This is a genomic window from Cupriavidus nantongensis (assembly GCF_001598055.1).
Taxonomy (GTDB): domain Bacteria; phylum Pseudomonadota; class Gammaproteobacteria; order Burkholderiales; family Burkholderiaceae; genus Cupriavidus; species Cupriavidus nantongensis.
Genome location: NZ_CP014845.1, coordinates 40,633 through 66,548, shown reverse-complemented (window position 1 = coordinate 66,548; position 25,916 = coordinate 40,633). Strand labels below are relative to the sequence as shown.

Sequence of the window (25,916 nt, the reverse complement as noted above, 5' to 3'; positions counted from 1 at the left end):
TTTGTCTTCTCGTGGCCGCCGCGTCGGCGGCCGGCGCTTTGGTGCAATGCTCAGTGCGAGTGGCGCGGCACCTCGCGGCCGCGGCAGCCCACCAGGAAGTCGAGGTCGCAGCCCTCGTCGGCCTGCAGCACGTGGTCGACGTACAGCTTGCGATAACCGCCGTCGGCGGGCGCCTGCAGCGGCTGCACGTCAGCCATGCGGCGTTCGAACTCGGCTTCGTCGATATCCAGGTGCAGGCGCCCGGCCTCGCAGTCGAGCTCGATCCAGTCGCCGTCGCGCACGATCGCCAGCGGCCCGCCCGCAGCAGCTTCCGGCGCGACGTGCAGCACCACGGTGCCGTAGGCGGTGCCGCTCATGCGCGCGTCGGAAATCCGCACCATGTCCTTGACGCCCTGGCGCAGCAGCTTGGGCGGCAGGCCCATGTTGCCGACCTCGGCCATGCCGGGATAGCCACGCGGCCCGCAGCGCTTGAGCACCAGCACCGAGTTCTCGTCGACCTCGAGCGACTCGTCGACGATGCGTTCCTTGTAGTGCTCCAGGTTCTCGAACACCACCGCGCGGCCGCGGTGGCGCAGCAGCTTCGGCGTCGCCGCCGACGGCTTGAGCACCGCGCCGCGCGGCGACAGGTTGCCGCGCAGGATGCGGATGCTGCCGTCGCGGATCAGCGGCTGGTGCAGCGGACGGATGACTTCATCGTTGGTGATCGGCGCGTCCTTGACGTTGTCCCAGATCGCCTTGCCGTTGACGGTGAGCGCGCCGGGATGCGGCAGCAGGCCGGCCTCGCCCAGGCGGCGCAGCACCGCGGGCAGGCCGCCGGCATAGTAGAACTCCTCCATCAGGAAGCGGCCCGACGGCATCAGGTCGACGATGGTCGGCGTGTCGCGCCCCACCGTGCTCCAGTCTTCCAGTTCCAGCGGCACGCCGATGCGGCCGGCGATCGCCTTCAGGTGGATCACCGCGTTGGTCGAGCCGCCGATTGCCGCATTGACGCGGATCGCGTTCTCGAACGCCTGGCGCGTCAGGATCTTCGACAGCGTCAGGTCCTCGCGCGCCATCTCGACGATGCGGATGCCGGACATGTGCGCCAGCACGTAGCGGCGCGCGTCCACGGCGGGGATCGCGGCATTGTGCGGCAGCGAGGTGCCGAGCGCCTCGGCCATGCAGGCCATGGTCGAGGCCGTGCCCATGGTGTTGCAGGTGCCGGCCGAGCGCGACATGCCGGCCTCGGCCGACAGGAACTGGTGCAGGTTGATCTCGCCCGCCTTCAGCGATTCATGCAGCTGCCACACCGCGGTGCCCGAGCCGATGTCCTTGCCGTCGAGCTTGCCGTTGAGCATCGGCCCGCCGGTGACGACGATGGCCGGCACGTCGCAGCTGGCCGCGCCCATCAGCAGCGCGGGCGTGGTCTTGTCGCAGCCGGTCAGCAGCACCACGGCATCGATCGGGTTGCCGCGGATCGCTTCCTCGACATCCATCGCGGCGAGGTTGCGCGTCAGCATCGCGGTCGGGCGCAGGTTCGATTCGCCGTTGGAGAACACCGGGAACTCAACCGGGAAGCCGCCGGCTTCATACACGCCGCGCTTGACGTGCTCGGCCAGCTTGCGGAAGTGCGCGTTGCACGGGGTCAGTTCCGACCAGGTGTTGCAGATGCCGATCACCGGGCGCCCGTCGAAGGCATGGTCGGGGATGCCCTGGTTCTTCATCCAGCTGCGGTACATGAAGCCGTTCTTGTCGGCGGTGCCGAACCACGCGGTCGAGCGCAGCGGCTTGCGTTGCTTGTCGTTGGAATCCGACATGTTGTTCCTGGTGCGGGGCCGCCATCGCTGGCGGCGGGAATGGCAGGGACGACGGATCCAGCGGCGGGGCGCTGTCCGGCGGCGGCAGGCGGCACCACGCTGTCTCCGGTCGTTATGTTTTGTGGGACGCAGTGTATGCAGCTTGCCGATATGCTACTAATGAAGAGTTCGGCCTTTGGCATATCGATTCCGGCATCAGTACAAACCCTAGCCCCATGCCCGCCACCCCTGCCGCCCCCGTTTCTGCCGCGACTTCCCCGGCCCCCGAGGCCCTGCCCATGTGGCACAACCACACCCGCCTCAAGACCCGCCAGCTCCTGCTGCTGCTGGCCGTGGCCGACGAAGGCAGCATCCACCGCGCGGCCGAGCGGCTGGCGATGACGCAGCCGGCCGCGTCCAAGCTGCTGCGCGAGCTGGAGGAACTGCTGTCGGTACCGCTGTTCGAGCGCCTGCCGCGCGGCATGGCGCCGACCGACTGCGGCCGCGCGATGATCCGCCACGCGCGCGCGGTGGTGGGCAGCCTGAACCAGGCGCGTGAAGAAGTGCTGGCGCTGAAGGCCGGGCGGCTTGGCCATGTGGCGATCGGCGCGATCACCTCGCCCGGGGTGCAGCTGCTGCCCGTGGCGATCGCGCAGGTCAAGGCGCGCTATCCGGGGCTGCGGGTCTCGGTCGACATCGACAACAGCAACGTGCTGCTCGACCGCCTGGGGCAGGAAAAGCTGGACATGGTGGTGGCGCGCCTGTTTCCCGAGCACGACAAGGGCCGGCTGCGCTACGAGCCGATGGCGCAGGAGCCGGTCTGCGCGGTGGTGCGGCCAGGCCATCCGATGCTGGCGGCGCGCGGCCTGTCACTGGCCGATGCCGCCGATGCCGCGTGGCTGATCCCGCCGGCCGGCACCGTGCTGCGTCACCGCTTCGAGCTGATGTTCCAGCGCGCCAGCCTGGCGCCGCCGGTCAATGTGGTCGAGACCGCCGCGCTGCTGTTCCTGACGCGCATGGTGACGCAGTCGGACATGATCGCGGTACTGACCGCCGACGTGGCGCAATACTACGCCGCATTCGGCATGGTGGAGATCCTGCCGATGGCGATGCCCTGCCATATGGACGACTTCGGCCTGATCACGCCGACCGACCGGCTGATGTCGCCCGGCGCGCTGCTGGTCGCCGACGCGCTGCGCGAGGCCGCGCAGGCCATCTATGACGGGCACGCGCCGGCGTGAAACGGCGCGTGCCTGGTGCCGGCGTCAGCCGAGGATGTCGAACTGGTCGAAATACGCTTGGTTCAGTTCCAGCCCCAGCCCCGGCAGGTTGTCGTCAAGCTGCAGGTAACCATTGTCCGGCGCCGGGTCGCCCTTGAAGATGTAGTAGAACAGCTCGTTGCCGACCTCGACGTCATGCACCGGGAAGTACTCGGCCATCGGCGACGCGGTCGATGCCATGGTCAGGTGGTAGTTGTGCATCTGGCCGGCGTGCGGGATCACCGGCACCGACCAGGCCTCGGCCATGGCGTTGATCTTCTGCGCCGCGGTAATGCCGCCGACGCGGTTGGTGTCGTACTGGATCACGTCGACGGCGCGCCGCTCCAGCAGGTCCTTGAAGCCGTACGAGGTGAACTCGTGCTCGCCCCCGGAAATCGGGAACGGGCTGGCCTTCTTCAGCTCGACATAGCCTTCGATATCGTCGGCAATCACCGGTTCTTCCAGCCAGCGCGGATTGAACTCGGCCAGGCGCGGCAGCATGCGGCGCGCGTATTCGAGGGTCCAGCCCATGTAGCACTCCAGCATGATGTCGACGCCGTCGCCGACCAGCTCGCGCAGCAGCCGCACCTGCTCGAGGTTCTTCTGCATGCCGGCGGGACCGTCCTTGGGGCCGTAGCCGAAGCGCATCTTCATCGCGGTGAAGCCCTGGTCGAGATAGCGCTGCGCTTCGGCCAGGAAGGCGTCGCGGTCGTCGTTGTTGTAGAGCTTGGAGGCGTAGCACCAGATCTTTTCCTTGGTGCGCCCGCCCAGCAGCTTGAACACCGGCTTGCCGACCGCCTTGCCCATCAGGTCCCACAGCGCGATATCCACCGCCGAGATCGCCGCCATGCCGATGCCCTTGCGGCCCCAGGCGTGGGTGCGGCGATACATCTTCTGCCACAGGTATTCGTTGTCGAACGGGTCCTGGCCGAGCACCACCGGGGCCAGGTACTGGTCGACGATCTGCTTGGCCACGCGCGGCGCCAGCGCGCAGTTGCCGATGCCGACCAGGCCGGTATCGGTCTCGATCTCGACCACCATCCAGCCGTGGAAGCGGAACGAGCCCATGGCGTCGCCGCGCTCGTACAGGATGTCGGTGGCGTTGGTGCAGAAGTGCGCCTGCGGCGGCACGGTCTTGCCCTTCCATTCGAAGACGCGGGCGCGGACGTTGGTGATCTTCATATTCAGCTCCTGATGGCAATGCGTTGGCGCGAACGCGCCCCGGCCGCGCCGGGGGCGGTCCTGCCGGATTCGGTTAGAGAGGGACGGGTGGCTAGGCTTGCGCGGCGGCGCGCCGTTGCGCGCCCATGCGGCAGGCGATCTGGAACGCCTGCAGCGTGGCGCCGGGATCGGCGCGGCCCTGCTGCGTGATGTCGAACGCGGTGCCGTGCGCGGGCGTGGTAATCGGCACCGGCAGTCCGCCCTGCACCGTCACGCCGCGCGAGAAGCCCATCAGCTTGATGCCGATCTGGCCCTGGTCGTGGTACATGGTGACGATGGCGTCGAACTGCCGCAGCGACGGCCCGCCCTGCACCTTCAGGAAGATGGTGTCGGCCGGGAACGGGCCCTGCGCATCGACGCCACGTTCACGCGCCGAAGCCACGGCGGGCGCGATCACGTCGATCTCTTCGCGGCCAAAGGCGCCGTTGTCGCCGTTGTGCGGATTCAGGCCGCACACTGCGATGCGCGGGCGGGCCATGCCGGCACGCCGCAGGGCCTGGTCGATCAGGTCGATGGCACCACCGACGCTGTCGGGCGTAATCATCGCCGGCACGTCCTTTAGCGCGACGTGCGAGGTCACTCGAGAGGTCCATAGCCCGTCCAGCACGTTGAACTCGCAGAAATTGCCGTGATAGCCAAGCTGCTCGGCGAACCAGTGCAGCTCGTCGCTATGCGCCATGCCGGCGGCGTGCAGCGAGCTCTTGTTGAGCGGCCCGAACAGGATCGCATCGGCCTGTCCGGCCTGCGCCAGTTCCAGCGCCAGCTTCAGCGTGCCCAGGCTGTAGCGCCCGCCTTCGGCGCTGGCCACGCCGCGCGCATAAGCCGGGCTCTCGGGCAGCTGCCAGTGGTACAGGCGCGGCTGGCCATCGGCGGCGAAGACGGGCACATCGGTCTCGGCCAGTGCCAGCTCGACCCCGGCGACCTGCATGCCGTGGCGCCATTCGGCGCGGTCGGCGATCAGCAGGATCTCGGCCTGCGCGGCGGTGCCGGCGTCGGCCAGCAGACGGGCGATCAGTTCGGGACCGATGCCGGCGGGGTCGCCCAGCACCATGGCGATTCTTGGACGGGAATGCATGAGGCTTCCGTAGAGGTTATTGGTCGAGCTTGACGCCCAGTTCGGCGATCAGCTTGCCGTAGCGCACGTATTCGGCGCGCGAGAACGCATCGAACTGCGCCGCAGTCATCGCGCCGGGCACCGCGCCCACGTCGGCCAGCCGGCGCACGGTGTCGGGGTCCTTGATCACCGTGGCGAGCGCGCCGCCCAGTTTCTGCAGCGTCGCCGGCGGCGTGCCGGCCGGGGCATAGACACCGTACCACGCGCTCATCTGGATGCCGGGCACGCCGGCTTCGGCCAGCGTGGGCACGTTGGGCAGCAGCGCCGAGCGCTGGTCGGCGGTCACGGCCAGAGCGCGCAGCTTGCCGGCCTTGATATGGCCGATGACCGACGGCATGGTCTCGAAGCTAAGGTCGACCTGCCCGCCCATCAGGTCCACCAGCGCGCTGCTGCTGCTCTTGTACGGCACATGCAGCAGCTTGCCCTTGATCTGGCGCGCAAACGCCGCGCCGGCCAGGTGCTGGGTGCTGCCGACCCCCGACGAGCTGTAGCGGAACTTGTCCGGACTGGCCTGGATCTGCGCCACCAGCGCCTTGACGTCGCGCGCCGTGACCTGGCTGTTGACCACCAGCACGTTGGGCACGGTCGATACCAGCGCCACCGGCGCCAGGTCCTTGAGCGGGTCGAACTGCAGCTTGAGCAGGTGCGGCGCGATCGCCTGCGAGGTGACCACGCCCATCAGCAGCGTATTGCCGTCCGCCGGCGCCTTGGCGGTGATGTCCGCGGCAATGGTGTTGGACGCGCCGGGGCGGTTGTCCACCACCACCGGCTGCTTCAGCTGCGCGGCGAGCTTGTCGGAGACGATACGCGCCATCACGTCGGTACCGCCGCCCGGCGCGGCGCCCACCATCAGCCGCACCGGCCGCGTGTCCTGGGCCATGGCCGTGCCCGTCGTTGCTCCGGTCACGGCGGCCATCGTGGCAAGGCCGGCAAGTGCGCCGGCGATCCATGTCTTCATTGCTGTCTCCGTCGTTTGCTGTCCGGCTCTGCGGCGCGGATGGCCAGACTATAGGAGCATCAGTGATTCGCTACTACTGATGTTTTTTGAACTGGCGATCACCTGGGGTTATACCTTGGCGCCCGCCGTAGCGGAGTCGCGCGGACCCGCTTTCAGGATAGCGACCAGTTGCCGCGCCGCCGCCGACAGGCCGCCGCCGCGCCGCGTGACGATGCCGAAGGTCTGCTGGCGCGACTGCAGCCGCACCGGCAGGATGCGCAGCATCTTCTGGCGCACGAACATGGCGGCCACGCCCGCCGGCAGCAGCGACACCAGCCCGGGATCGCCCTGCAGCATCGCCACCGTGACGAACGCCGACGAGGTCGACACCGCATTGGCCGGAAAGCTCATGCCCGCCAGGTCCAGTTCGCGTTGCAGCAGCGCATGCATCGGCATATGGCCGGCATACGTGATCCAGCGATAGCCCGCGAGTTCGGCAAAGCCCATCGCAGCCGCGCGCGGCGCAGGATGCGAACGCCCCACCACCACCGCCACCTGCTCGTCGCCAAGCGCGTGGTAGTGGTAGCGGGCCGGCTCGTCGCTGACCAGCGAGCGGCCGATCACCAGGTCGAGGTGGCCGTCATCGAGCAGTTCCAGCAGGCGGCGGCTGGTGTCCTCGATCACTTCCAGCGCCAGCTCCGGGTGTGCCTGGCGCAACTGCGCCAGCGCCGGTACCAGCACATCAGGCACCGCGCCCATGATGGTGCCGACCGCGACGCGTCCGCCGCTGCCGGCACGGATGCCGGCGACCTCGTCGCACATCGCGCCCAGGTCCGCCACCAGCTGGCGCGCATGCCGGATCACGCAGTGGCCGAAGGCGTTGGGCCGCATCCCGCGCCGCGAGCGCTCGAACAACGGGGCCTCCAGCATGCTTTCCAGCTCCTGCAGCGACTTGCTGGCCGCGGACTGGGTCATCGCCATGGCCCCGGCCGCCTGGTGCAGCGAGGCGTGTTCGTCCAGCGCGATCAGCAGTTGCAGCTGCTTGACGCGCAAGCGGCCCATGACGGTCTCGAGGGTGGATTTCATGACAGGTCAGCGAGTCGCAAAAGCGATCACCAGATGGAAAGGTTTCAATATACAGCCCGCCGGGCGGCTCGTATATTGGCCCGACCCTTTGATCGACAGCCTCGGAGACAGACCATGACCCGCAGCCCAACCCCCACCGTCTACCGCGGCGTATTCCCGGTGGCACCGACCATCTTCGACGCGCACGGCGGTCTCGACCTGGACGGCCAGCTCCGCTGCATCGACTTCATGATCGATGCCGGCTCGCACGGCCTGTGCATCCTGGCCAATTTCTCCGAACAGTTCGTGCTGAGCGACGACGAGCGCAACGTGCTGATGAAGACCGTGCTGGAACACGTCGACGGCCGCGTGCCGGTGATCGTCACCACCACGCATTTCAGCTCACGCCTGTGCGCCGAGCGCAGCCGCGCGGCGCAGGACGCGGGCGCGGCCATGGTGATGGTGATGCCGCCCTACCACGGTGCCACCATCCGCATGCCCGAGCGCAGCATCTATGAATTCTTCGCCACGGTCTCGGACGCGATCGACATCCCCATCATGATCCAGGACGCACCGGTCAGCGGCACCACGCTGAGCGCGCCGTTCCTGGCGCGCATGGCGCGCGAGATCGGCAATGTGTCGTACTTCAAGATCGAGGTGCCGCAGGCCGCGGCCAAGCTGCGCGAGCTGATCGAGCTGGGTGGCGACGCCATCGTCGGCCCGTGGGACGGCGAAGAGGCGATCACGCTGATGGCCGACCTGGAAGCGGGCGCCACCGGCGCCATGACCGGCGCGGGCTTTCCCGACGGCATCCGCCAGATCCTCGACGCCTGGCAGGCCGGCGACGCGGAGCTGGCCGCGCAGCGCTACCAGCAATGGCTGCCGCTGATCAACTACGAGAACCGCCAGGGCTGGCTGGCCACCAGCAAGGTGCTGATGCAGGAAGGCGGCGTGATCGCGTCGGACGCGGTACGCCACCCGCTGCAGCCGATGCACCCGGCCACGCGCGAAGGGCTGCTGCGGATCGCGCGGCGGCTGGATCCGATGGTGTTGCGGTGGGGGCGGTGAGGGGTTCGGTCATGCCGGGGCCTCGCATCGAGAGGCGCTGGCCCTCTCCCCCGCCCCTCTCCCGCAAGCGGGAGAGGGGAGCAAACCGCCAGCACACGAAACCACCACTGTCCCTAAAACGCTCGATTGCGTGCTCCCTCTCCCGCTTGCGGGAGAGGGTTGGGGAGAGGGCCGGAGCCTCCACGAAGTCACGGCGCACGCCAGCCCCCTTCCCGTTCTGAACGCACGCCTGCCAACTTCTTCCCAAACCCACCATGACCCTCACCGGCAACCTCCTGATCGGCCGCCAATCACTACGCGGCACCCACGGCTCCCTCCACGCCACCGACGCCGCCACCGGCATCCAACTGGAACCCGCCTTCGGCGGCGCCACGCCCCAGCAGCTCGACCACGCCTGCGCCCTTGCCTGGCAGGCGTTCGACACCTACCGCGAGACCGCCCCCGAGCGCCGCGCCGATTTCCTTGAAGCCATCGCCACCAACATCCTCGCGCTAGGCGATGCGCTGGTCGACCGCTGCGTGGTCGAATCCGGCCTGCCGCGCGCGCGCATCGAAGGCGAGCGCGGCCGCACCGTGGGCCAGCTGCGGCTGTTCGCGAACCTGCTGCGCCAGGGCGATTTCCTTGAGCTGCGCGTGGATCCGGCCCAGCCCGAACGCAAGCCGCTGCCGCGCCCGGACCTGCGCCTGCGCCATATCCCGCTGGGCCCGGTGGCGGTGTTCGGCGCCAGCAATTTCCCGCTGGCATTCTCGGTCGCCGGCGGCGACACCGCGTCGGCGCTGGCCGCCGGCTGCCCCGTCATCGTCAAGGCGCATCCGGCGCATCCCGGCACGTCGGAGCTGGTCGGCCGCGCCATCCAGCAGGCCGTGGCCGGCATGGACCTGCCCGAAGGCACGTTCTCGCTGCTGTTCGACGCCGGCCTGGAAATCGGCCAGGGACTGGTGCGCGATCCGCGCATCAAGGCGGTGGGCTTCACCGGCTCGCGCGCGGGCGGCATGGCGCTGATGGCGCTGGCCGCGGCGCGGCCGGAGCCCATCCCCGTGTTTGCCGAGATGAGCAGCGTCAACCCTGTGCTGCTGTTCCCGCATGCGCTGGCCAGCCGCGCCGAAGCGATCGGCACCGCCTTCGCCGATTCGCTGACGCTGGGCGCGGGGCAGTTCTGCACCAACCCCGGGCTGGTGCTGGCGGTTGCAGGGGACGACCTCGACCGCTTCCTGCAGGCGGCCTCGGCACGGCTGGCCACGCTGCCCGCGGCGACGATGCTGACTCCCGGAATCCATCGCGCCTATTGCACCGGCGTCGAGTCGCTCGCCGGGCACGCCCGTGTACAGACCGTCGCGCGCGGCCCGGCAGGATCGGCCACGCAGGGACAAGCCGCGCTGTTCGCCACCGACGGCGCAGCCTTCCTTGCCGACCCCGCGCTGCGCCATGAAGTCTTCGGCGCCGCCGCGCTGGTAGTGCGCTGCCGCGACCTCGCCGAAGTACGCGGCATCATCGATACGCTGGAGGGCCAGCTGACCGCCGCGCTACATCTCGACGACGCCGACCACGATGCCGCCCGCCCGTTGCTGCCCGCGCTGGAACGGCTGGCGGGACGCATCCTGGTCAACGGCTTCGGCACCGGCGTGGAAGTCGGCCATGCGATGGTGCATGGCGGGCCGTGGCCGGCCACCTCCGACGGCCGCAGCACTTCGGTCGGCAGCCTGGCGATTGCACGCTTCATGCGCCCCGTCAGCTACCAGGACATGCCGGCCGGGCTGCTGCCCGCTTCGCTGCGCCCGGACAGCCCGCAGCGGCACCACTGGCGCGTCGACGGCAAGCTGCCCGGCACCGCCGCTTGAGCCTTAGCGCGACCGCGCCCGCAACGCATCGATCAGCAGGCTCATCGATGCGGTCGGCGGGCGGCCGCGCCGCGTGACGATGCCATACGGCCCGAGCTTGCGCGGCAGCGGCAAGGGCAACACCGCCAGCGCGCCCAGCCGGCCATAGTAGGCCGCCACCGACTCCGGCAACACCGCGATCAGCTCGCTGTCCGCCAGCAACGAGGTGGTCATCAGCACCGCCGCGGTCTCGATGGTCGACGGCGGCGCCGGCACACCGGCATCCTCGAACGAGCGGTCGATCAGCGCGCGCATCGGGCTCGGGCGCGGCTGCATGATCCACGGGTAGCGGGTCAGCTCGGCGAACGACAGCTTGCGCCGCCGCGCCAGCGGATGCTGCGGCCCGACCACGATCGCCAGACCCTCGTCGCCCAGCTGCTCGAACTCCAGCCCGCTGCTGTCCCAGCCATCCGGCACCCGGCCCAGCACCAGGTCGAGCTGGTCGCGCTCGAGCTGCGGCATCAGCACGTCGCTGGTCTCGACATGCACCGCCACCTCCAGCCGCGGATGATCGCGGTTCAGTTGCCGGATCACGTCGGCAAGCAGCCCCGGCGTCGGCGCCATCACCGCGCCGACACGCACGCGCCCGATCTTGCCCGATTCCAGCGCCACCAGTTCGTCGCGCAGGCCGCCCATATCGGCAAACACCAGCCGCGCGTAGCGCGTCGCCGCCAGCCCGAAGCGCGTCGGCCGCAGCCCGCGCGCATGGCGCTCGAACAGCGGCACGCCGAGCAGGTCTTCCATGTCCTGCAGCATCTTGCTGACCGCGGGCTGCGTCAGCGTCAGCGCTTCCGCGGCCTGGCGCAGCGAGCCGCGCTCTTCCACGGCGAGCAGCAGGCGCAGGTGCTGCATCTTGAGGCGGCCGTGGAGGGTGCTGACGGGTGGGATCATGGGAGGGGACAGGGAACGACATGGGCGCAATGGGTGCGCCGCGATGACGAATTCTTCTCGCTTGAGGCGGGTTGGTCAAGCTGGCTGTTCCGGTGCTCCCAGGCCTGACATTCGTGTGCCTGAAGCCGCGCCAATTGTGCAGCAGCCCGCTGCACAAATCCGTTCCCACAGGGAGTCCCCACAGGGTTCAATTTTCCTCGTACCCCAGCGCCCTGGCGCTACTGGCGACCAGCAATATCGCGCCCGATTTGAACTGCCCGACAAAGGTACAATGCCGCGTACCCCGCACCCTGGCCCGCCAGGCCGCCGTCATTCCGCAAACCCCTTCCACGAACAGGACACCAGCCATGGGCAATCCCAGCCGGGCTTACCTCCTCGGTCCGCTGCTCAAAGGCGTCTCGCGTTCGTTCTATCTGACGCTGCGCGTGCTGCCCGCCGGCATGCGCGATCCGGTCGGGCTGGCTTATCTGCTGGCGCGTGCCGCCGATACGATTGCCGATACCTCGCTGATTCCGCCGCCAAGGCGGCTGGAATTGCTGCTGTCGTTGCGCGACCGGGTCAACGGTGCGTCGGCGGACGCCACGCTGGTCGACAGCATCGCCATGGAGGTGGCGGCCCGGCAGGAACAGTCGGATGAGCGCGTACTGCTGGAATCGCTGGGGCCCGCGCTGGCGGTGCTGTCGCAACTGGATGCATCCGACCAGCAAGCCGTGCGGCAGATTGTCTCGACGCTGACCGAAGGCATGGAGTTCGACCTGCGCACCTTCCCCGACGAGCATGCCGGCCGCATTGGCGCGCTGCGCGATGCGCAGGCGCTCGACCATTACACCTACCTGGTTGCCGGCTGCGTGGGCGAGTTCTGGACGCGCATGGCGGCGGCCCACATGCCCGGCACGATTGGCGACGTCGAAACCATGCTGGGCCGAGGCGTCCGCTTCGGCAAGGCGCTGCAGATGACCAATGTGCTGCGCGATTGCGGCAAGGATTTGCGCATCGGGCGCTGCTACTTGCCGGCGGCGATGCTGGAGCGCGAAGGTTTGCGCCCACAAGAGCTGCTGCGCCCGGACGCCTCTGGGCGAGCGCGCCCGCTGATGTTCGAGCTGGTGCGCTTCACGCTCGAACATTTCGAACAGGCCCTGGCCTATACGCTGGCGATCCCGGCGCGCTTCGTCAGGCTGCGGCTGGCCTGCCTGTGGCCGGTGCTGATCGGCATGGAGACGCTGAAGCGCCTGGTGCGCAATGACCACTGGCTCGATCCCGCCACGGCGTCGCGGCTGCCCCGCAGCGGGGTCTACCGGATCCTGGCGGGCTCGCTGCCGGCGGTGCTGTCGAACCGGCTGTTGCGCCTCTGGTTTGCTCGCCAGAAGCGCGATATCGCCGCCATCATCGGCTAAGGCGGCACGTGTTGTGCCGCCTGGATCAGACAACTCAGTCCGACTGGTATTTCGGCGAGCGCGGCCCGTACAGGATGCCGCCGGGTTGGCCCGCTGCCAGCAGCCGGTAGCTGGTGCTGCCCGCCACGGCGTAGCTGGCGTCCATCGAATGGTTCATCGCCTGCGTGATGGCGGCACTGATCAGCATGCCGATCAGCCCCCCGCCACTGCTGGAGCTGTCGGTGGCAGCCACCGCGGTACCGGACCACAGTACGTCGCCGTTCTTCAGGTCGACCAGCTTGGCGTTGGCCGCGACCCGGGTCACGCTGCTGAGGATCTGGTAGCGCGAGCCATAATCGGTCACGGTGACGTACAGCGCCGCGTCCGCGCCAAAGATCTCATGCAGCTTGGCCACCGGCACGGCATGGATCTCGTCCGGAATCGTCAGCCCGTTCTGGCGGAAGGTTTCATCGACCACGGCCACGGGCAGCACGTAGTAGCCCGATTCCGCCAGCGGGAAGGTGGCTTGCGACAGCATCGCGTAAGTGGCCTTGATGTCAGGCGACGTATTCTGCGGCGGCAATACCACGATCGAACGCGGCCGGCTGGCCTTGAAGGCGGCGTAATCCACCTGCTTGGTCGGCACGGCACAGCCAGCGAACAGCATGACGATGGCCACGCCTGCCAGATAGGTAAGAAGTCGGCGCATCATTGGGGGCTCCCTGCGGTGCTGGCGGTACTGGCGGTGGCGGCGTCCTTGCCCGCGACGGCGCCGGTCTTGATCTCGGTGCGGGTATCGCTCTTCATGTTCCTGAGCAGGAAATCCATATAAGGCGCCGATTCCGGAAACAGCGTCTTCTCGGTCTGGAATTCCTTGATCATCTGGTCGCCCTTGCCGATGTTCAGGTACAGCAAGCCAAGCTGCGCGTGATAGCCCGGCGGCACCGACCCGCTCTGCGCCTGGATCTTCTGCAGCCCGCTTTCCAGCGCGGTGATCTGCGCCTCCTTGGATTCGCCTTTGAAATATTCGTAAACCTGGGCCTGGTAGCCCTCCCACTGGTACATGGATTTTGGCGCGGCGCATCCGGCGAGCAGCAGGCTGCCGGCGGCCGACAATAATGCTGCGCGTTGCAGCATGACCGGTTTCATCATTGTTGTTCTCGTTGCGTTGGACGTAGCGTCTGGACCGGACGCTTATTGCTGGGCCGGCTTCCAGGCGCCCGTTTCGATGGCGCTGACCAGGTTGTTCACGGCCTCGCGCATGGCCAGGTCCATGACCTTGCCGTTGAGTGTCGAGTCGTAGCTGGCCGTGCCGCCAAACCCGATCACCTCGCGGTTCGACAACTTGTATTCGCCCGCGCCTTGCGTGGCATACACGACTTCCGAGGTGCTGATATTGACGATGTTGAGATTGACCTTGGCATAGGCCACCTGCTCGCGGCCGCGGCCGAGGATGCCGAACAGCTGCACGTCGCCGACTTCCTTGCGGCCGAACTCGGTGATATCGCCGGTCACCACATAGTCGGCGCCCTTGAGGCGCTGCGCCTGGTTCTTGATCGCCGCCTCGCGCTTGATTTCTTCCAGGTTCTCGCGCTCCAGCACATTGAAGCGGTTGGTCTGCTGCAGATGGGTCACCAGGCTGGTCTTGGCCTGCCCGCTCAGGCGGTCGATGCCGTCCGAGAACACGCCGCGCATGTAGTTGGAGCGGTTGTCGAACTTGCCGACGGCGATCGGCGTGCGCACGCCTTGGTATGGGCGGCTGGCGCTTTCGACCTTCTGCACCGGCAAGGCGGTCGAGGTCTCGGTGGCGCAGCCTGCCAGCAGCAGCGCGGCGGCCGCGCCGATCAGGCAGCACGATTTCACGATCTTCACTTGATTTCTCCCTGTTGTGATTGGACTGGTGCCATGTTCCAGGCACGGCACGGCGGCCCGGGGCGCGCCATGCTACACCGTGTCCTGCGAGGGAAAGTCAATCTGGATCAACCGGCTGGCGCGGCGGGTACACGGACCGCAGTCCTGTCTTACGGCAGATCCTGGCGGATCCTTAGCCGCGCCTGGCGAAGATAAAAAAAACCGGCCCAACGGGCCGGTTCGATACTGCGGACAGCAAGAGCGTGGCGGAAGCTTAGTCCACCGTCGCCCCCGAAGCCTTCACCACCTTCGCCCACTTGGCCGTTTCCGACTTCATGAACGCGGCCAGCTGGGCCGGCTTTTCGGGGTTGGGTTCGGCGCCCTGGTCGGCCATCTGCTTCTTCACGTCCGGCATGGCCAGGATCTTGACCACTTCGGCGTTGAGGCGGTCGACGATGGCCTGCGGCGTGCCGCCGGTGGCGTACAGCGCGAACCACGAGGTGGCTTCATAGCCGGGCACGCCCGATTCGGCCACGGTCGGCACGTTGGGCAGCGCCGGCGAGCGCTTGGCCGAGGTCACCGCCAGCGCGCGCAGCTTGCCTGCCTTCACGTGCGGGTACGACGACGGCATGTTGTCGAACATCAGGCCGATCTGGTTGCCCAGCAGGTCGTTGACGGCCGGGGCGCTGCCCTTGTACGGGATGTGCTGGATATGCAGGCCGGTCATCGAGTTGAACAGCTCGCCCGACAGGTGCATCGACGAGCCGCTGCCCGACGAGCCGTACGACAGCTTGTCCGGGTTGGCCTTGACGTAGGCGATCAGCTCCTTGATGTTGTTGACCGGCACCTTGGGGTTGGCCACCACCAGGTTCGGCACCATCGCCACGCGCGTGATCGGCGCGAAGTCCTTGACCGGGTCGTACGGCAGCTTGGAGTACAGCGACTGGTTGATGGCATGCGTGCCGATGGTGCCCATGAACAGCGTGTAGCCGTCGCCCGGGGCCTTGGCGGCCAGCGAGGCGCCGATGTTGCCGCCCGCGCCCGGACGGTTGTCGATCACCACCGGCTGGCCGAGCGCCTTGCCCAGCTGCAGGCCGACGATGCGGGCCAGGATGTCGGTGGTGCCGCCGGCCGAGAACGGCACGATCAGCGTGATCGGCTTGGTCGGATAGCCGCCCTGTGCATGGGCAGCGCCGGCAAAGCCGGCGAGGGTGGTGGCCAGCGCCACGCCGGCCGCAAGCAGGCGGCGGCGCGTGGTGGAGGTCTGGGAATCTTGTCTCATCGGTAATGCTCCGGTGCTATGTCGTTCCGGCGGTGATCGGACCGCGGGAGGTTGTGCTGAATGGCGTGATTGCCGTTCCCCAACGGAGCGCGCACACGCGCGCTCCGGTTTGGCGGCCCGCTCACGGGCCGCCATGCGTGACGCTTGGTTAACGTCTCTTCTTGTTGAATGCTTGAGTCGCGCAGGCCGGCCGGTCTTTACACCGGCGCAACGCCCAGCGTGGTGCCGCCGCAAACGTACAGCACCTGGCCGGTGACGAAGCCGTTGTCGGGCGACAGGAAGAACAGCGCGGCACGTGCCACGTCCTCGGGCGTGCCCATGCGCTTGACCGTGATGCTGGCGAGGATGCGTTTGGTCTGTTCGGCGCCTTCCGGATTGCTCTTGCGGAACAGCTCGGTGGCGATCGGCCCCGGCGCCACGGCGTTGACGGTCACGCCATCGCCGCCCAGTTCCATCGCCAGCGTGCGGGTCATCCCGATCAGGCCGGCCTTGGTGGCGGAGTACACCACGCGCTCGGCCTTGCCCAGCGCCGCGCGCGACGCCATGTTGACGATGCGGCCGAAGCCCGCAGCGCGCATCGCCGGCAGGCACGCCTGCGTCAGCAGCAGGGTGGCCTGCAGGTGCAGCCCGGTCACGTAGTCCAGGTCGGCGACGGTGGCGGTGTCGGCGGTGCCGGGGCGCGTGGCGCCGGCGTTGTTGACCAGGCGCGTGACGGCGAAGCGCGACGTCACCTGCGCGGCCACGGCGCGGGTGGCCTCGGCATCGGTCAGGTCGGCCTGGAAGAAGCTCAGGTTGGGGTGCGACCACGCCGGCTCGGCATAGTCGACATTGACCACCTGGGTCACGCCATCGGCCAGCAGCATTTCACAGATGGCGCGGCCGATGCCGGAACTGCCGCCGGTGACGAGGGTGGCTACGGGGAGGGACATCTTTGACTCCACACCGGCACGCGATGCGCGGCCGGGACATGCAAATACGAAAAAACGATGCGTGAATCAGGGCGTGGCCCTGACAACTACCGCTGGCCGGCTCCCTCTCCCGCTTGCGGGAGAGGGTTGGGGTGAGGGCCGGAGCATCGCGGCCTTACACCGCTTGTCGCGAGGCACGCGCCTGCCCTCACCCCCGGCCCCTCTCCCGCAAGCGGGAGAGGGGAGCAAACAAGCGGGAGATCATGCGATCGCCCGCACGCGCTTAAACGCGCTCGATCACCATCGCAATGCCCTGCCCCACGCCGATGCACATCGTGCACAGCGCGAAGCGGCCACCGGTGCGGTGCAGCTGGTACATCGCGGTGGTGACCAGGCGCGCGCCGCTCATGCCGAGCGGGTGGCCCAGCGCGATCGCGCCGCCATTCGGGTTGACGCGCTGGTCGTCGTCGGCCACGCCGAGTTCGCGCAGCACCGCCAGGCCTTGCGCGGCGAAGGCTTCGTTCAGCTCGATCACGTCGATCTGGTCCAGCGTCATGCCCAGTTGCTTGAGCAGCTTCTGCGTTGCCGGTGCCGGGCCGATGCCCATCACGCGCGGCGCCACGCCGGCGGTGGCCATGCCGACGATGCGCGCGCGCGGGGTCAGGCCGTGCTGCTTGATGCCGGCTTCGCTTGCCAGCAGCAGCGCGCAGGCGCCGTCGTTCACGCCCGAGGCGTTGCCGGCGGTGACGGTGCCGTCAGCACGGACCACGCCGCGCAGCTTGGCCAGTGCTTCCATGCTGGTGGCGCGCGGGTGTTCGTCGCGCTCGACCACGATGGCATCGCCCTTCTTCTGCGGGATCGTGACCGCGGTGATTTCCTGTGCCAGCGTGCCGTCGGCCTGTGCGCGCGAGGCCTTTTCCTGGCTGCGCAGCGCCATCAGGTCCTGGTCTTCGCGGCTGATCTTGTAGTCGGTGGCGACGTTCTCGGCGGTCTCGGGCATCGAGTCCACGCCGTAGGCGGCGCGCATGGCCGGGTTGATAAAGCGCCAGCCGATGGTGGTGTCGAAGATCTGCGCATCGCGCGAGAACGCGCTGGTGGCCTTGCCCATCACGAACGGGGCGCGGCTCATGCTTTCCACGCCGCCGGCGATCATCAGGTGGGCCTCGCCGGCCTTGATCGCGCGCGCGGCGGTGCCCGTGGCGTCCATGCCCGAGCCGCACAGGCGGTTGATGGTGGCGCCCGGCACGTCCTGCGGCAGGCCCGCCAGCAGCGACGACATGCGCGCCACGTTGCGGTTGTCCTCGCCGGCCTGGTTGGCGTTGCCGTAGATCACGTCGTCGATGGCCTTCCAGTCGACGTTGGCGTTGCGGGCCATCAGCGCCTTCAGCGGCACCGCGCCGAGGTCGTCCGCGCGCACCGCGGACAGGCTGCCGCCGTAGCGGCCGATGGGGGTGCGGATGGCGTCGCAGATAAAGGCTTCGGTCATGGTGCGTCTCTCTCTCTTTGTGATGGATATCGATGCCGGCGCTCAGGCCTGCTTCAGGGGCACGCCGGTCAGGCGCTGCAGTTCGTCAAAGCTCAGGCCCTCGACCAGGTCGCGCGCGACCAGGCCGTCGGCGGTGACGTCGAGCGTGGCCAGGTCAGTGTAGATGCGCGTCACGCAGCCGATGCCGGTCAGCGGATAGGTGCACTTCGGCACGATCTTGCTTTCGCCCTGCTTGGTCAGGTGCTCCATCATCACGAACACCTGCTTGGCGCCGATCGCCAGGTCCATCGCGCCACCCACGGCGGGAATGGCGCCCGGTGCGCCGGTGTGCCAGTTGGCCAGGTCGCCCTGCTGCGACACCTGGAACGCGCCCAGCACGCAGAAGTCGAGATGGCCGCCACGCATCATCGCGAACGAATCGGCATGGTGGAAGTACGAGCCGCCCGGCTTGATCGTCACCGGCTGCTTGCCGGCGTTGATCAGGTCGCCGTCTTCTTCACCCGGCGCGGGCGCGGGGCCCATGCCGAGCAGGCCGTTCTCGCTGTGCAGCAGGATTTCCTTGTCGGCCGGCAGGTGGTTGCCGACCAGGGTGGGCAGGCCGATGCCGAGGTTGACCACGGCACCGTCGGGAATGTCTTTGGCCACGCGGGCGGCCATCTGATCGCGGGTCAGGCGTTGCATGCTGTTTCTCCTGTATTCGCGCTCAGGCGACCTTGACGACACGCTTGACGAACAGGCCCGGCGTGACGATATGCTCGGGATCCATCTCGCCCAGCTCGACCACGCGGCTGACCTGCACGATCGCGCATTTGGCGGCCATCGCCATGATCGGGCCGAAGTTGCGGGCGGTCTTGCGGTAGGTCAGGTTGCCCCAGCGGTCGGCGGTGTCGGCCTTGATCAGCGCAAAGTCGGCGTGGATCGGGGTTTCGAACACATAGCCCTGGCCGTCGATGATGCGGGTTTCCTTGCCCTCGGCCAGCGGCGTGCCGTAGGCGGTGCGGGTGAAGAAGCCGCCGATGCCGGCGCCGGCGGCGCGGATACGCTCGGCCAGGTTGCCCTGCGGCACCAGCTCCAGCTCGATCTCGCCGGCGTGGTAGAGCGAATCGAACACGTAGGAATCCGCCTGGCGCGGGAACGAGCAGATGATCTTGCGCACGCGCTTGGTCTTCAGCAGCGCGGCCAGACCGGTGTCGCCGTTGCCGGCGTTGTTGTTGACGATGGTAAGGTCGCGCGCGCCCTGCGCGATCAGCGCGTCGATCAGTTCCGCGGGCATGCCTGCCAGGCCAAAGCCGCCGGTCAGGATGGTGGCGCCGTCGTGGATGCCGGCCACCGCCGCTTCCACCGAGTCGTATAGCTTGTTGATCACTTGCGTTCCAGGTCGGAAGATCCACCAGGCTACCGGAGCGGGCCGCAAGCCGCGGCGCATGAAAGACGGTCTCCGGTAGTCCTGCCGGAAGGATGTTCATTGCGGCGGGCGGCGTGGGCTGCCCGGTGAACGAGTCCAACAGTCTGCGCGTGCTCTGCATTGGTCGCAGTGGACCAGGCACTCGTCGCTCGAACCTCGGAGAGACCGGAAAAATCGGGCTCGCGCCGAAATGTTCGATATACGAACTTGAATTCGCAGAATGAACAGGTTACACCCCGGCGTCGCCGACGGTCAAGCCGACCGGGCGGTCGGCAAACCAGATTGTGCGATCAGCGCGCAAGGTGATGCCGACACCCCGCGTGTAGGACAGAGCCGACATCACAATCGGCTCGCGCGGGATATGGCGCGACGCGGGCCGGGCCTATCGTTGAATCAGAACAAGGCAGCGCCGCACAGCAGCCTCCGGACCACCCGGCTGAGCCGGCCTCGCCTGGCAACACACAAGAACGAGGAGCCCGTCATCATGGCCACCGCCAACGTCCCGTTTTCTTCCACGCCCCATGCAGCAGCGCTCGCGCGCATCCTGCATGTCACCCGCTGTGCCTGGGCATTGGACCTTCAGACCCCCCAGACTTCCACGCCGGCGCTGTCGCGCCGCGCTCGCCTGGCCCGGTCGGCCGCCCGCGCGTTCGAGGCGCAGGTGATGGCGATCCGCTGCCGCCAGGCCGTCGTCGCCTGACCCTACCCCGCCTAGGCTGCCACCGGCACACCGGTCAGCAGCACGCGGCTGCCACCCGTACCAGGACGTACTTCGAGCCGCACGTCGATGCGCTCGCGCAGCTCAGTCACGTGCGAGATGATCCCGACCAGTCGTCCGGCCTGCTGCAGGTCCAGCAACGTGCGCAGCGCGAAGTCCAGGCTTTCAGGATCGAGCGTACCGAAGCCTTCGTCGACGAACAGCGTGTCGAGCTGCATCCCGCCCGCGCGCGACTGCACCACATCGGCCAGGCCCAGCGCCAGCGACAACGACGCCAGGAAACCTTCACCGCCCGACAGCGTATTGGCCGGGCGCGCCGCGCCAGTGTCGTGGTCGAACACTTCGATATCGAGCCCGCCGGCGCTGCGCTGGTCGGCCTGCTCGCGCACGCGCTGCAGCACATAGCGGCCGCGGCTCATCGCCAGCAGGCGTATGGACGCGGCTTCCAGCACCTCGTCGAGCAGCGTGGCTAGCACGAAGCGCTGGAACGTCATGCGGCGCGGGTTGTTGCCATTGGCCACTTCAGACAGCCGGCCCAGCACGGCAAAGCGCGCTTCGATGTCGCGGCCTGCCTGGTCCAGCTGCTGCAGCCGCTGCTGGCATTGCAGCAGCGCATCGCGGGAACGGCCGCGTTCGGCCTGCTGCCGCACCAGCGCTTCCACCATCGCCGCCGAAGCCGCCAGCGCCGCGCGCAGCGCGTCCAGGTCGGGCGCTTCGAGCGCTTGCGCGGCGGCTTCCGCGCGTTCGCGGCGGTCGGCGGCAGCGGCCAGTTGGCTATCGAACGTACGCAGCGTGGCGTCGAGCGCTTGCATCGCGCCATCGTCCAGACGAGCGTCGGCGTGCGCTCGGGCATCGGCAAAGCCGTGCTGCGCGAGGGCCTGAGCCAATGCCGCTTCGGCGTCGCCTAAGCGTTCAGTGATCCGCGCGTGAGACTGCCGTGCCGACACCACCACCGCCTGCGCACCGGCATCTTCCGCTGCGGCCTGGCGCTCTGCCACCTGCGCCGCGGCCAGCGCCTGCTCCAGTTCGACCAACGCAGCCTGCGCCTGGCGCAGTGCCTCGCCCAGCGCCACCGGATCGCGCGAGTCCTCGGGGACCTGCGCGCTCTCGGCCTGCCATTCGCCGCGGCAATGCGCCAGTGCCTGCGCGGCGGCATCGGCGGCGGCGACGGCAGCGCGGTGCGCGGCTTCGGCGCTGTCGCGCGCCGTGCGCGAGGCTGCGATCGCGGCTTCGCGCTGCGCCAGGCTTGCCGATGCCTGCCGCTGCTGCGCCAGCGCCGCTTGCTGCGCTTCGATGTCAGCGGCGACGCCGGCGGCCGCTGCCTCGCTCGCATCGCCCAGTGCCGCGGCCAGTTCTTCCAGCCGCTCGCGCGCCTGTGCGATCGCCAGCTGCGCGGCTTGGTGCTGGCCGGCACAGCGCACGGCATCGGCCTCCGCTTCCAGCAGCGCCTGGCGCGCGGCCTCCAGCGCCAGGTCCGACAGCGGCTGCGCTACGTGCCGGGCCGGCTCGGGATGCGCGGTGCTGCCGCAGACCGGGCAGGCATCGCCTGACGCCAGCGTCTGCGCCAGGCGCGCGGCCTGCCCGGCGCGCCATGCGGCTTCGGCTTCGGCCAGCGCGGTGCGGCAGCGGTCGCGCTGATGCAGCGCCCGCTGTTCGGCTTGCGCGTGGCCCGCGGCCTGCGTGTTCGCGGCATCCAGCGCGCGCGCCGCCTGCCGGTATCTTTCGAATTGCCGCGCGCGGTCCTGCAGCGCGGCCAGCTGCAAGGCAGTGGCCTGTGCCTGCGCTGCGGCAAGCTGTGCCTGTCCCAGTGCCGATTCCGCGGTCACGGCGGCGGCGCGGCATGTCTCGACCTGCGCCAAGGCGCGCTCGCGTGCGGTGGCGGCAGTGGACTGCCTGGCTTCGGCCTCTTGCAAGGCACGCTGCAACGCCCCCAGCCGCTGCGCGCGCGGCAGCATCGCTTCCAGTTGCGTCACGCGGCGCTGCGCGGCTTGACGTACGTCCGCCTGCTGCACCTGCGCCTGCAAGGCCGCGGCGGCCTGCGTGGCCCGTTGGCCAGCGCGCGCGGCGTGTTCGGTCGCCTGCCCCAATGCCGCGGCGCCGGCGGCGTGATCGCGCTGTGCCGCCTGCGCGGCCTGCACCGCCGGCATCACGCGCGCGGCGCGCTGCGCCGCCTGAAGGCGGCCGCGCTGGTCATCGATGGCGGGCTGCCGCGCCAGCAGCGCGGCATGGGCGGCCTGCGCCTGCTGGCGCTCCAGCAAGCGCGCCGCCACCTGATCGCCGGCCGCAAGCGCGGCCTGCGCGGCGGCTTGCGCGGCGCGTGCGCCTTGTTCCTGGCCTTGCAGCGCCTGCAACTCGGCCTGCATGGCCGCGATGCCGTCCGCCAGCGCTTGTGCCGATTCGACGCCGGCCTGCCGCAACGCTTCGTCGCGCTGGATCGTGATGCGCTCGGCGTCGCGCCGGATGCCGGCGGCCTCGGTCTTCAGCAGCTCTTCCACGCGCCGGTACAGCTCGGTGCGGAACAGCCGTTCCAGGATCGCCTGCCGCGCCTGCGAGCTGGCGGTCAGCAGTTCGCGAAAGCGCCCCTGCGGCAGCACGATGACCTGGCGGAACTGCGCGCTGTCGAAACCCAGCAGCACGCGCACGGCATCGCTGACCTTGCCCGGCTGGCTGGCCTTGCTGACCCAGCCGTTGCCGTCGTGCAGGTCCAGCTGCGCCCGGGCCGGCTCGGTGACCCAACCCTCGCCGCGCTGCTTCGGGCGCTCTTGCACCGGAGAGCGCACCACGCGCCAGCGCTGCGCGCCCAGGCTGAAGGTCAGCGTGACCTCGGTGCGCAAGCCCGCGGCCGCATTGGCGCTGCGCATCGCCTGCGCGCTGCGCTCGCCGCCGGAGGTGTCGCCGTACAGCGCGAAGCAGATGGCATCGAGCAGCGTGGTCTTGCCCGCGCCGGTGGGGCCATGGATCAGCACGAAGGCCTGCTCGCCCAGCCGCGTGAAATCGATCTCCTCGGTCGCGGCAAAGGGGCCGAACGCCTGCAGCGTCAGATGCAGCGGTCTCATGCCGACTCCCGTTCCGCCGCGGCAATGCCGGCCAGCACCTGGTCGAGCGCGGCACGCTGGTCCGGGTCCAGCTCGGCATCGGCGACTTCGCGGAAGAAACTGGCGAACAGCTCGCCGGTGCCCAGCTGCCGCAGCCTGCGCCCCGCCTCCGATGCCATGCCGCTGCGCGCCAGCACGGTGCGTTCGATCGCAAGCGCGTTGGGATAGACCTGGCGCAGCCGCGCCATCGGGTCCAGCAGCGCGCCGGTATCGGTCAGGCGCGCGTGGATATAGTCGTCGCGCTGCGGATCCTCGGCACCGGCGGCCAGCAACTGTGCCAGCTCGCCCTCGAGCACGCGTACGTCGCGCAGCGGTTGCAGCGTCAGCGGCGTGATGGCGACGGCGCCGTCCGCGTCCAGCTCGATGCGCGATACCGACTTCTGGTGCGCGCATTCCGACAGCGAGTATGTCAGCAGCGAGCCCGCATAGTGGATGCGTCCGCCGCCCAGCGTCTGCGGCCGGTGCAGGTGGCCCAGCGCGACCAGGTCGAAGCCGGCGAACAGCTCCGCGGCCACGGCGCCACTGCCGCCCACCGACAGCGGCCGCTCCGATTCGCTGGCCGCGCCGCCCACCACGAAGGCATGGCCCACCACCACCGCGCGCACGCCCGGCGGATGGACCGCGCGGATGGCATCGAGCTGAGCGCGCAACGCGGCTTCGTGCGACGGCATGTCCGTACCGATCGCATCGCGCACCACGGCGGGTTCGGCATACGGCAGCGCATAGACGCGGACTTCACCGTGCGCATCGTGCAGGCTCACGCAACTGGCCTCGGGCAATGTGCGACCAGCCACGTGCAGGCCCTGCGCGCGCATCAGGCGCGCGCCGAATTCCAGCCGCTGCGCGCTGTCGTGGTTGCCCGCGATCATCACCACCGGCACGCCGGCATCGACCACGATGCGGCCGAGCACGTCGTCGAGCAAGGCCACCGCCTCGGGCGGCGGCACGGCGCGGTCATAGACGTCGCCGGCGATCAGCACCGCATCCGGGCGCTCGGCGCGGACCAGTTCGACAAACTGGTCGAGAAGGTGGGCCTGGTCTTCCAGCAGGCTGCGCGCATGGAAGAGGCGGCCGAGATGCCAGTCGGCGGTGTGAAGGAAACGCAATCCGGGGTCCGTTGAAATATCGGCGAAACCCGCATCATAATGCGTCGCGGCAGGCCAGCCATGGCGCGGCGCGCGTAAAAGCGGGCGATGCGCAGACCACGGTGGCGCTGCCGGCGCTCAGACCGGCTCGGCCTCGCTGTCGGCGATCTGGTACTTGCGCATTTTTTCCCACAGCACCTTGCGGCTGATGCCCAGGCTGGCCGCCGTGTCCTGCCGCCGCCAGCCGTTGGCGTCGAGCGCGGCCAGGATGCGGCGGCGTTCTTCCATGTCCCCGCGCAGGTCGGTGCGCTCGCCGCCATCGAAGGCACCGGGATGCAGCGCGCGGAACAGCGGCCGGATACGCTCCTCGTCCCAATGCCCGGTCTGTTGCACGGTGATGCCGACGCGCTCGGCCAGGTTGCGCAGCTCGCGCACGTTGCCGGTGAAGTAGGCGGTGCCGACCGCGCCCTTGAGCCAGTCCGGCATCGGCGGCAAGGCGTCATAGCCGGAGGCGCCCAGCATATGGCGCAGGAACGACTGCAGCAGCGCCACCTTGTCGGCCGGGCCACGCTCTTCCAGGCTGGGGATGCGCATCTCGATCACCGCCAGGCGGAAGAACAGGTCGGCGCGAAAGCGGCCCTGCCGCACCGCATCGCGCAGGTCCTTGTTGGTCGCCGCGACCAGCCGGAAATCCAGCTTGACCGCCAGCGTCGAGCCCAGCCGGGTGATCACGTTCTCTTCCAGCACGCGCAGCAGCTTGACCTGCTGGAACAGCGGCAGGTCGCCGATCTCGTCGAGAAACAGCGTGCCGCCGTTGGCCTGCTCGAAGTAGCCGCGATGCGCGAACGATGCCCCGGTAAACGCGCCCTTGGCATGGCCGAAGAACTGCGACTCGAACAGCCCGTCGGGAATCGCGCCGCAGTTGACCGCGACGAACGGGCCCTTGCCGTAGGTGCTGTTGCGCTCATGGAACAGGCGCGCGATGCGCTCCTTGCCCGCGCCGGTTTCGCCGTACAGCATCACATTGCTGCCGAAGTCGGCAAAAGTTTCCACATGCTGCAGCAGCTGGCGCATCGCCGGCGAGCCGGCCACCAGGTCGGCCTCGCGCTCGCCGGTTGCCTCGGTCGCAAGCAGCTGCGGCAGCAGCTTGCCGATCTGGCTGCGCAGGTCGGCGCCGGTAAAGTCGTCGGCCAGGATATGCGCGTACTCGGGCGGAAAGCGCCCAGGATCGGTCTCGCGCCCCGGCCCCGCCACCCAGATCACCGGCATGCCATGCGCGGCCTCCCAGTCGAGCGAGAAACGCGCGGCGCCGATCACCGACACGCTGATCACCGCGATGCACGGCTTCAGGCGCGGCTCGGCCGGCAAGGCCTCGAGCGCGCCGGCGCGGATCACGTCCACGCCCAGCGGCGCCAGGAAACGCGTGACGCGGTCGGCAATCTCGTACTTGCCTTCCCACACGTAGACTTCAAGGTTTTCGTAGGCCCAGCGGTCTGTCTTCATTCT

General features: G+C 68.9%; 22 protein-coding genes. 5 read left to right on the top strand and 17 right to left on the bottom strand.

From position 1 onward, the window contains the following. Window positions 1–50: 50 nt before the first annotated feature. The gene (locus A2G96_RS21690) at window positions 51–1,796 is read right to left on the bottom strand and encodes an IlvD/Edd family dehydratase (RefSeq protein ID WP_062802310.1); all 1,746 of its coding nucleotides are present in this window, start codon (window positions 1,794–1,796) and stop codon (window positions 51–53) included. A 278-nt stretch (window positions 1,797–2,074) separates the two neighbouring features. Here A2G96_RS21690 and A2G96_RS21685 point away from each other — a divergent pair, with 278 nt between their 5' ends. Further along, window positions 2,075–3,016, top strand: a complete 942-nt coding sequence (locus A2G96_RS21685; protein ID WP_062802309.1) for a LysR substrate-binding domain-containing protein — start codon at window positions 2,075–2,077, stop codon at window positions 3,014–3,016. 24 nt (window positions 3,017–3,040) lie between these two features. Here A2G96_RS21685 and A2G96_RS21680 read toward each other — a convergent pair whose 3' ends face one another. The 4 genes from A2G96_RS21680 to A2G96_RS21665 form a co-directional block, all read right to left on the bottom strand. After that, entirely contained in the window at window positions 3,041–4,216 is a 1,176-nt protein-coding gene (locus A2G96_RS21680; protein WP_062802308.1) for an L-rhamnonate dehydratase, read from the bottom strand. Between the two features lie 91 nt (window positions 4,217–4,307). Beyond that, the gene (locus A2G96_RS21675) at window positions 4,308–5,330 is read right to left on the bottom strand and encodes a 4-hydroxythreonine-4-phosphate dehydrogenase PdxA (protein WP_062802307.1); all 1,023 of its coding nucleotides are present in this window, start codon (window positions 5,328–5,330) and stop codon (window positions 4,308–4,310) included. Window positions 5,331–5,346: 16 nt separating this feature from the next. Continuing rightward, window positions 5,347–6,327 (bottom strand): Bug family tripartite tricarboxylate transporter substrate binding protein, encoded by a 981-nt coding sequence (locus tag A2G96_RS21670; RefSeq protein ID WP_062802306.1) that lies wholly within the window; start codon window positions 6,325–6,327, stop codon window positions 5,347–5,349. Window positions 6,328–6,435: 108 nt separating this feature from the next. Then, window positions 6,436–7,392 carry a LysR family transcriptional regulator gene (locus tag A2G96_RS21665; protein WP_062802305.1) on the bottom strand — a complete coding sequence of 319 codons (957 nt, stop codon included), beginning with the start codon at window positions 7,390–7,392 and terminating at the stop codon, window positions 6,436–6,438. A 114-nt stretch (window positions 7,393–7,506) separates the two neighbouring features. Here A2G96_RS21665 and A2G96_RS21660 point away from each other — a divergent pair, with 114 nt between their 5' ends. Continuing rightward, complete coding sequence (locus A2G96_RS21660) at window positions 7,507–8,439, top strand: dihydrodipicolinate synthase family protein (protein ID WP_062802304.1); 933 nt, start codon at window positions 7,507–7,509, stop codon at window positions 8,437–8,439. 254 nt (window positions 8,440–8,693) lie between these two features. Continuing rightward, the gene (locus tag A2G96_RS21655; RefSeq protein WP_062802303.1) at window positions 8,694–10,277 is read left to right on the top strand and encodes an aldehyde dehydrogenase (NADP(+)); all 1,584 of its coding nucleotides are present in this window, start codon (window positions 8,694–8,696) and stop codon (window positions 10,275–10,277) included. A 3-nt stretch (window positions 10,278–10,280) separates the two neighbouring features. Here A2G96_RS21655 and A2G96_RS21650 read toward each other — a convergent pair whose 3' ends face one another. Beyond that, window positions 10,281–11,207 carry a LysR family transcriptional regulator gene (locus A2G96_RS21650; RefSeq protein ID WP_062802302.1) on the bottom strand — a complete coding sequence of 309 codons (927 nt, stop codon included), beginning with the start codon at window positions 11,205–11,207 and terminating at the stop codon, window positions 10,281–10,283. A gap of 347 nt (window positions 11,208–11,554) precedes the next feature. Between A2G96_RS21650 and A2G96_RS21645 the strand changes: the two genes are divergently transcribed. After that, window positions 11,555–12,601 (top strand): phytoene/squalene synthase family protein, encoded by a 1,047-nt coding sequence (locus tag A2G96_RS21645; protein ID WP_062802301.1) that lies wholly within the window; start codon window positions 11,555–11,557, stop codon window positions 12,599–12,601. Between the two features lie 34 nt (window positions 12,602–12,635). Here the strand turns inward: A2G96_RS21645 and A2G96_RS21640 are convergent, their stop codons facing one another. The 8 genes from A2G96_RS21640 to A2G96_RS21605 all read right to left on the bottom strand — a co-directional run bounded on the left by A2G96_RS21640 (window position 12,636) and on the right by A2G96_RS21605 (window position 19,473). Beyond that, on the bottom strand, window positions 12,636–13,292 hold the full coding sequence (locus A2G96_RS21640) for a DUF799 domain-containing protein (protein WP_062802300.1): 657 nt from the start codon (window positions 13,290–13,292) through the stop codon (window positions 12,636–12,638). After that, window positions 13,289–13,732 carry a DUF4810 domain-containing protein gene (locus A2G96_RS21635; RefSeq protein ID WP_062802299.1) on the bottom strand — a complete coding sequence of 148 codons (444 nt, stop codon included), beginning with the start codon at window positions 13,730–13,732 and terminating at the stop codon, window positions 13,289–13,291. Before A2G96_RS21635 ends, A2G96_RS21640 begins: the two co-directional genes overlap by 4 nt. Before the next feature lie 42 nt (window positions 13,733–13,774). Then, a complete protein-coding gene (locus tag A2G96_RS21630; RefSeq protein ID WP_062804084.1) occupies window positions 13,775–14,443 on the bottom strand; it encodes a CsgG/HfaB family protein in 669 nt (222 codons plus the stop codon). Between the two features lie 262 nt (window positions 14,444–14,705). Further along, window positions 14,706–15,713 carry a Bug family tripartite tricarboxylate transporter substrate binding protein gene (locus A2G96_RS21625; protein WP_062802298.1) on the bottom strand — a complete coding sequence of 336 codons (1,008 nt, stop codon included), beginning with the start codon at window positions 15,711–15,713 and terminating at the stop codon, window positions 14,706–14,708. 197 nt (window positions 15,714–15,910) lie between these two features. Continuing rightward, window positions 15,911–16,642: an SDR family NAD(P)-dependent oxidoreductase gene (locus tag A2G96_RS21620; RefSeq protein WP_062802297.1), complete on the bottom strand. Its 732-nt coding sequence runs from the start codon at window positions 16,640–16,642 to the stop codon at window positions 15,911–15,913. A gap of 262 nt (window positions 16,643–16,904) precedes the next feature. Then, complete coding sequence (gene pcaF, locus A2G96_RS21615; RefSeq protein ID WP_062802296.1) at window positions 16,905–18,107, bottom strand: 3-oxoadipyl-CoA thiolase; 1,203 nt, start codon at window positions 18,105–18,107, stop codon at window positions 16,905–16,907. Between the two features lie 42 nt (window positions 18,108–18,149). Next, complete coding sequence (locus A2G96_RS21610) at window positions 18,150–18,788, bottom strand: CoA transferase subunit B (RefSeq protein ID WP_018004753.1); 639 nt, start codon at window positions 18,786–18,788, stop codon at window positions 18,150–18,152. Between the two features lie 22 nt (window positions 18,789–18,810). Beyond that, window positions 18,811–19,473 (bottom strand): 3-oxoacid CoA-transferase subunit A, encoded by a 663-nt coding sequence (locus A2G96_RS21605; RefSeq protein WP_092316195.1) that lies wholly within the window; start codon window positions 19,471–19,473, stop codon window positions 18,811–18,813. A 523-nt stretch (window positions 19,474–19,996) separates the two neighbouring features. On the opposite strand from A2G96_RS21605, the gene A2G96_RS21600 reads away from it, so the two are divergent. After that, the gene (locus tag A2G96_RS21600) at window positions 19,997–20,212 is read left to right on the top strand and encodes a hypothetical protein (RefSeq protein WP_062804083.1); all 216 of its coding nucleotides are present in this window, start codon (window positions 19,997–19,999) and stop codon (window positions 20,210–20,212) included. Window positions 20,213–20,223: 11 nt separating this feature from the next. Here A2G96_RS21600 and A2G96_RS21595 read toward each other — a convergent pair whose 3' ends face one another. From A2G96_RS21595 to A2G96_RS21585, 3 genes are all read right to left on the bottom strand, one after another. Continuing rightward, a complete protein-coding gene (locus tag A2G96_RS21595) occupies window positions 20,224–23,286 on the bottom strand; it encodes an AAA family ATPase (RefSeq protein WP_062802294.1) in 3,063 nt (1,020 codons plus the stop codon). Further along, window positions 23,283–24,431 (bottom strand): exonuclease SbcCD subunit D, encoded by a 1,149-nt coding sequence (locus A2G96_RS21590; RefSeq protein ID WP_062802293.1) that lies wholly within the window; start codon window positions 24,429–24,431, stop codon window positions 23,283–23,285. The genes A2G96_RS21595 and A2G96_RS21590 overlap by 4 nt, the downstream gene beginning before the upstream one ends. A gap of 117 nt (window positions 24,432–24,548) precedes the next feature. Then, complete coding sequence (locus A2G96_RS21585) at window positions 24,549–25,913, bottom strand: sigma 54-interacting transcriptional regulator (RefSeq protein ID WP_062802292.1); 1,365 nt, start codon at window positions 25,911–25,913, stop codon at window positions 24,549–24,551. Window positions 25,914–25,916: the final 3 nt, after the last annotated feature.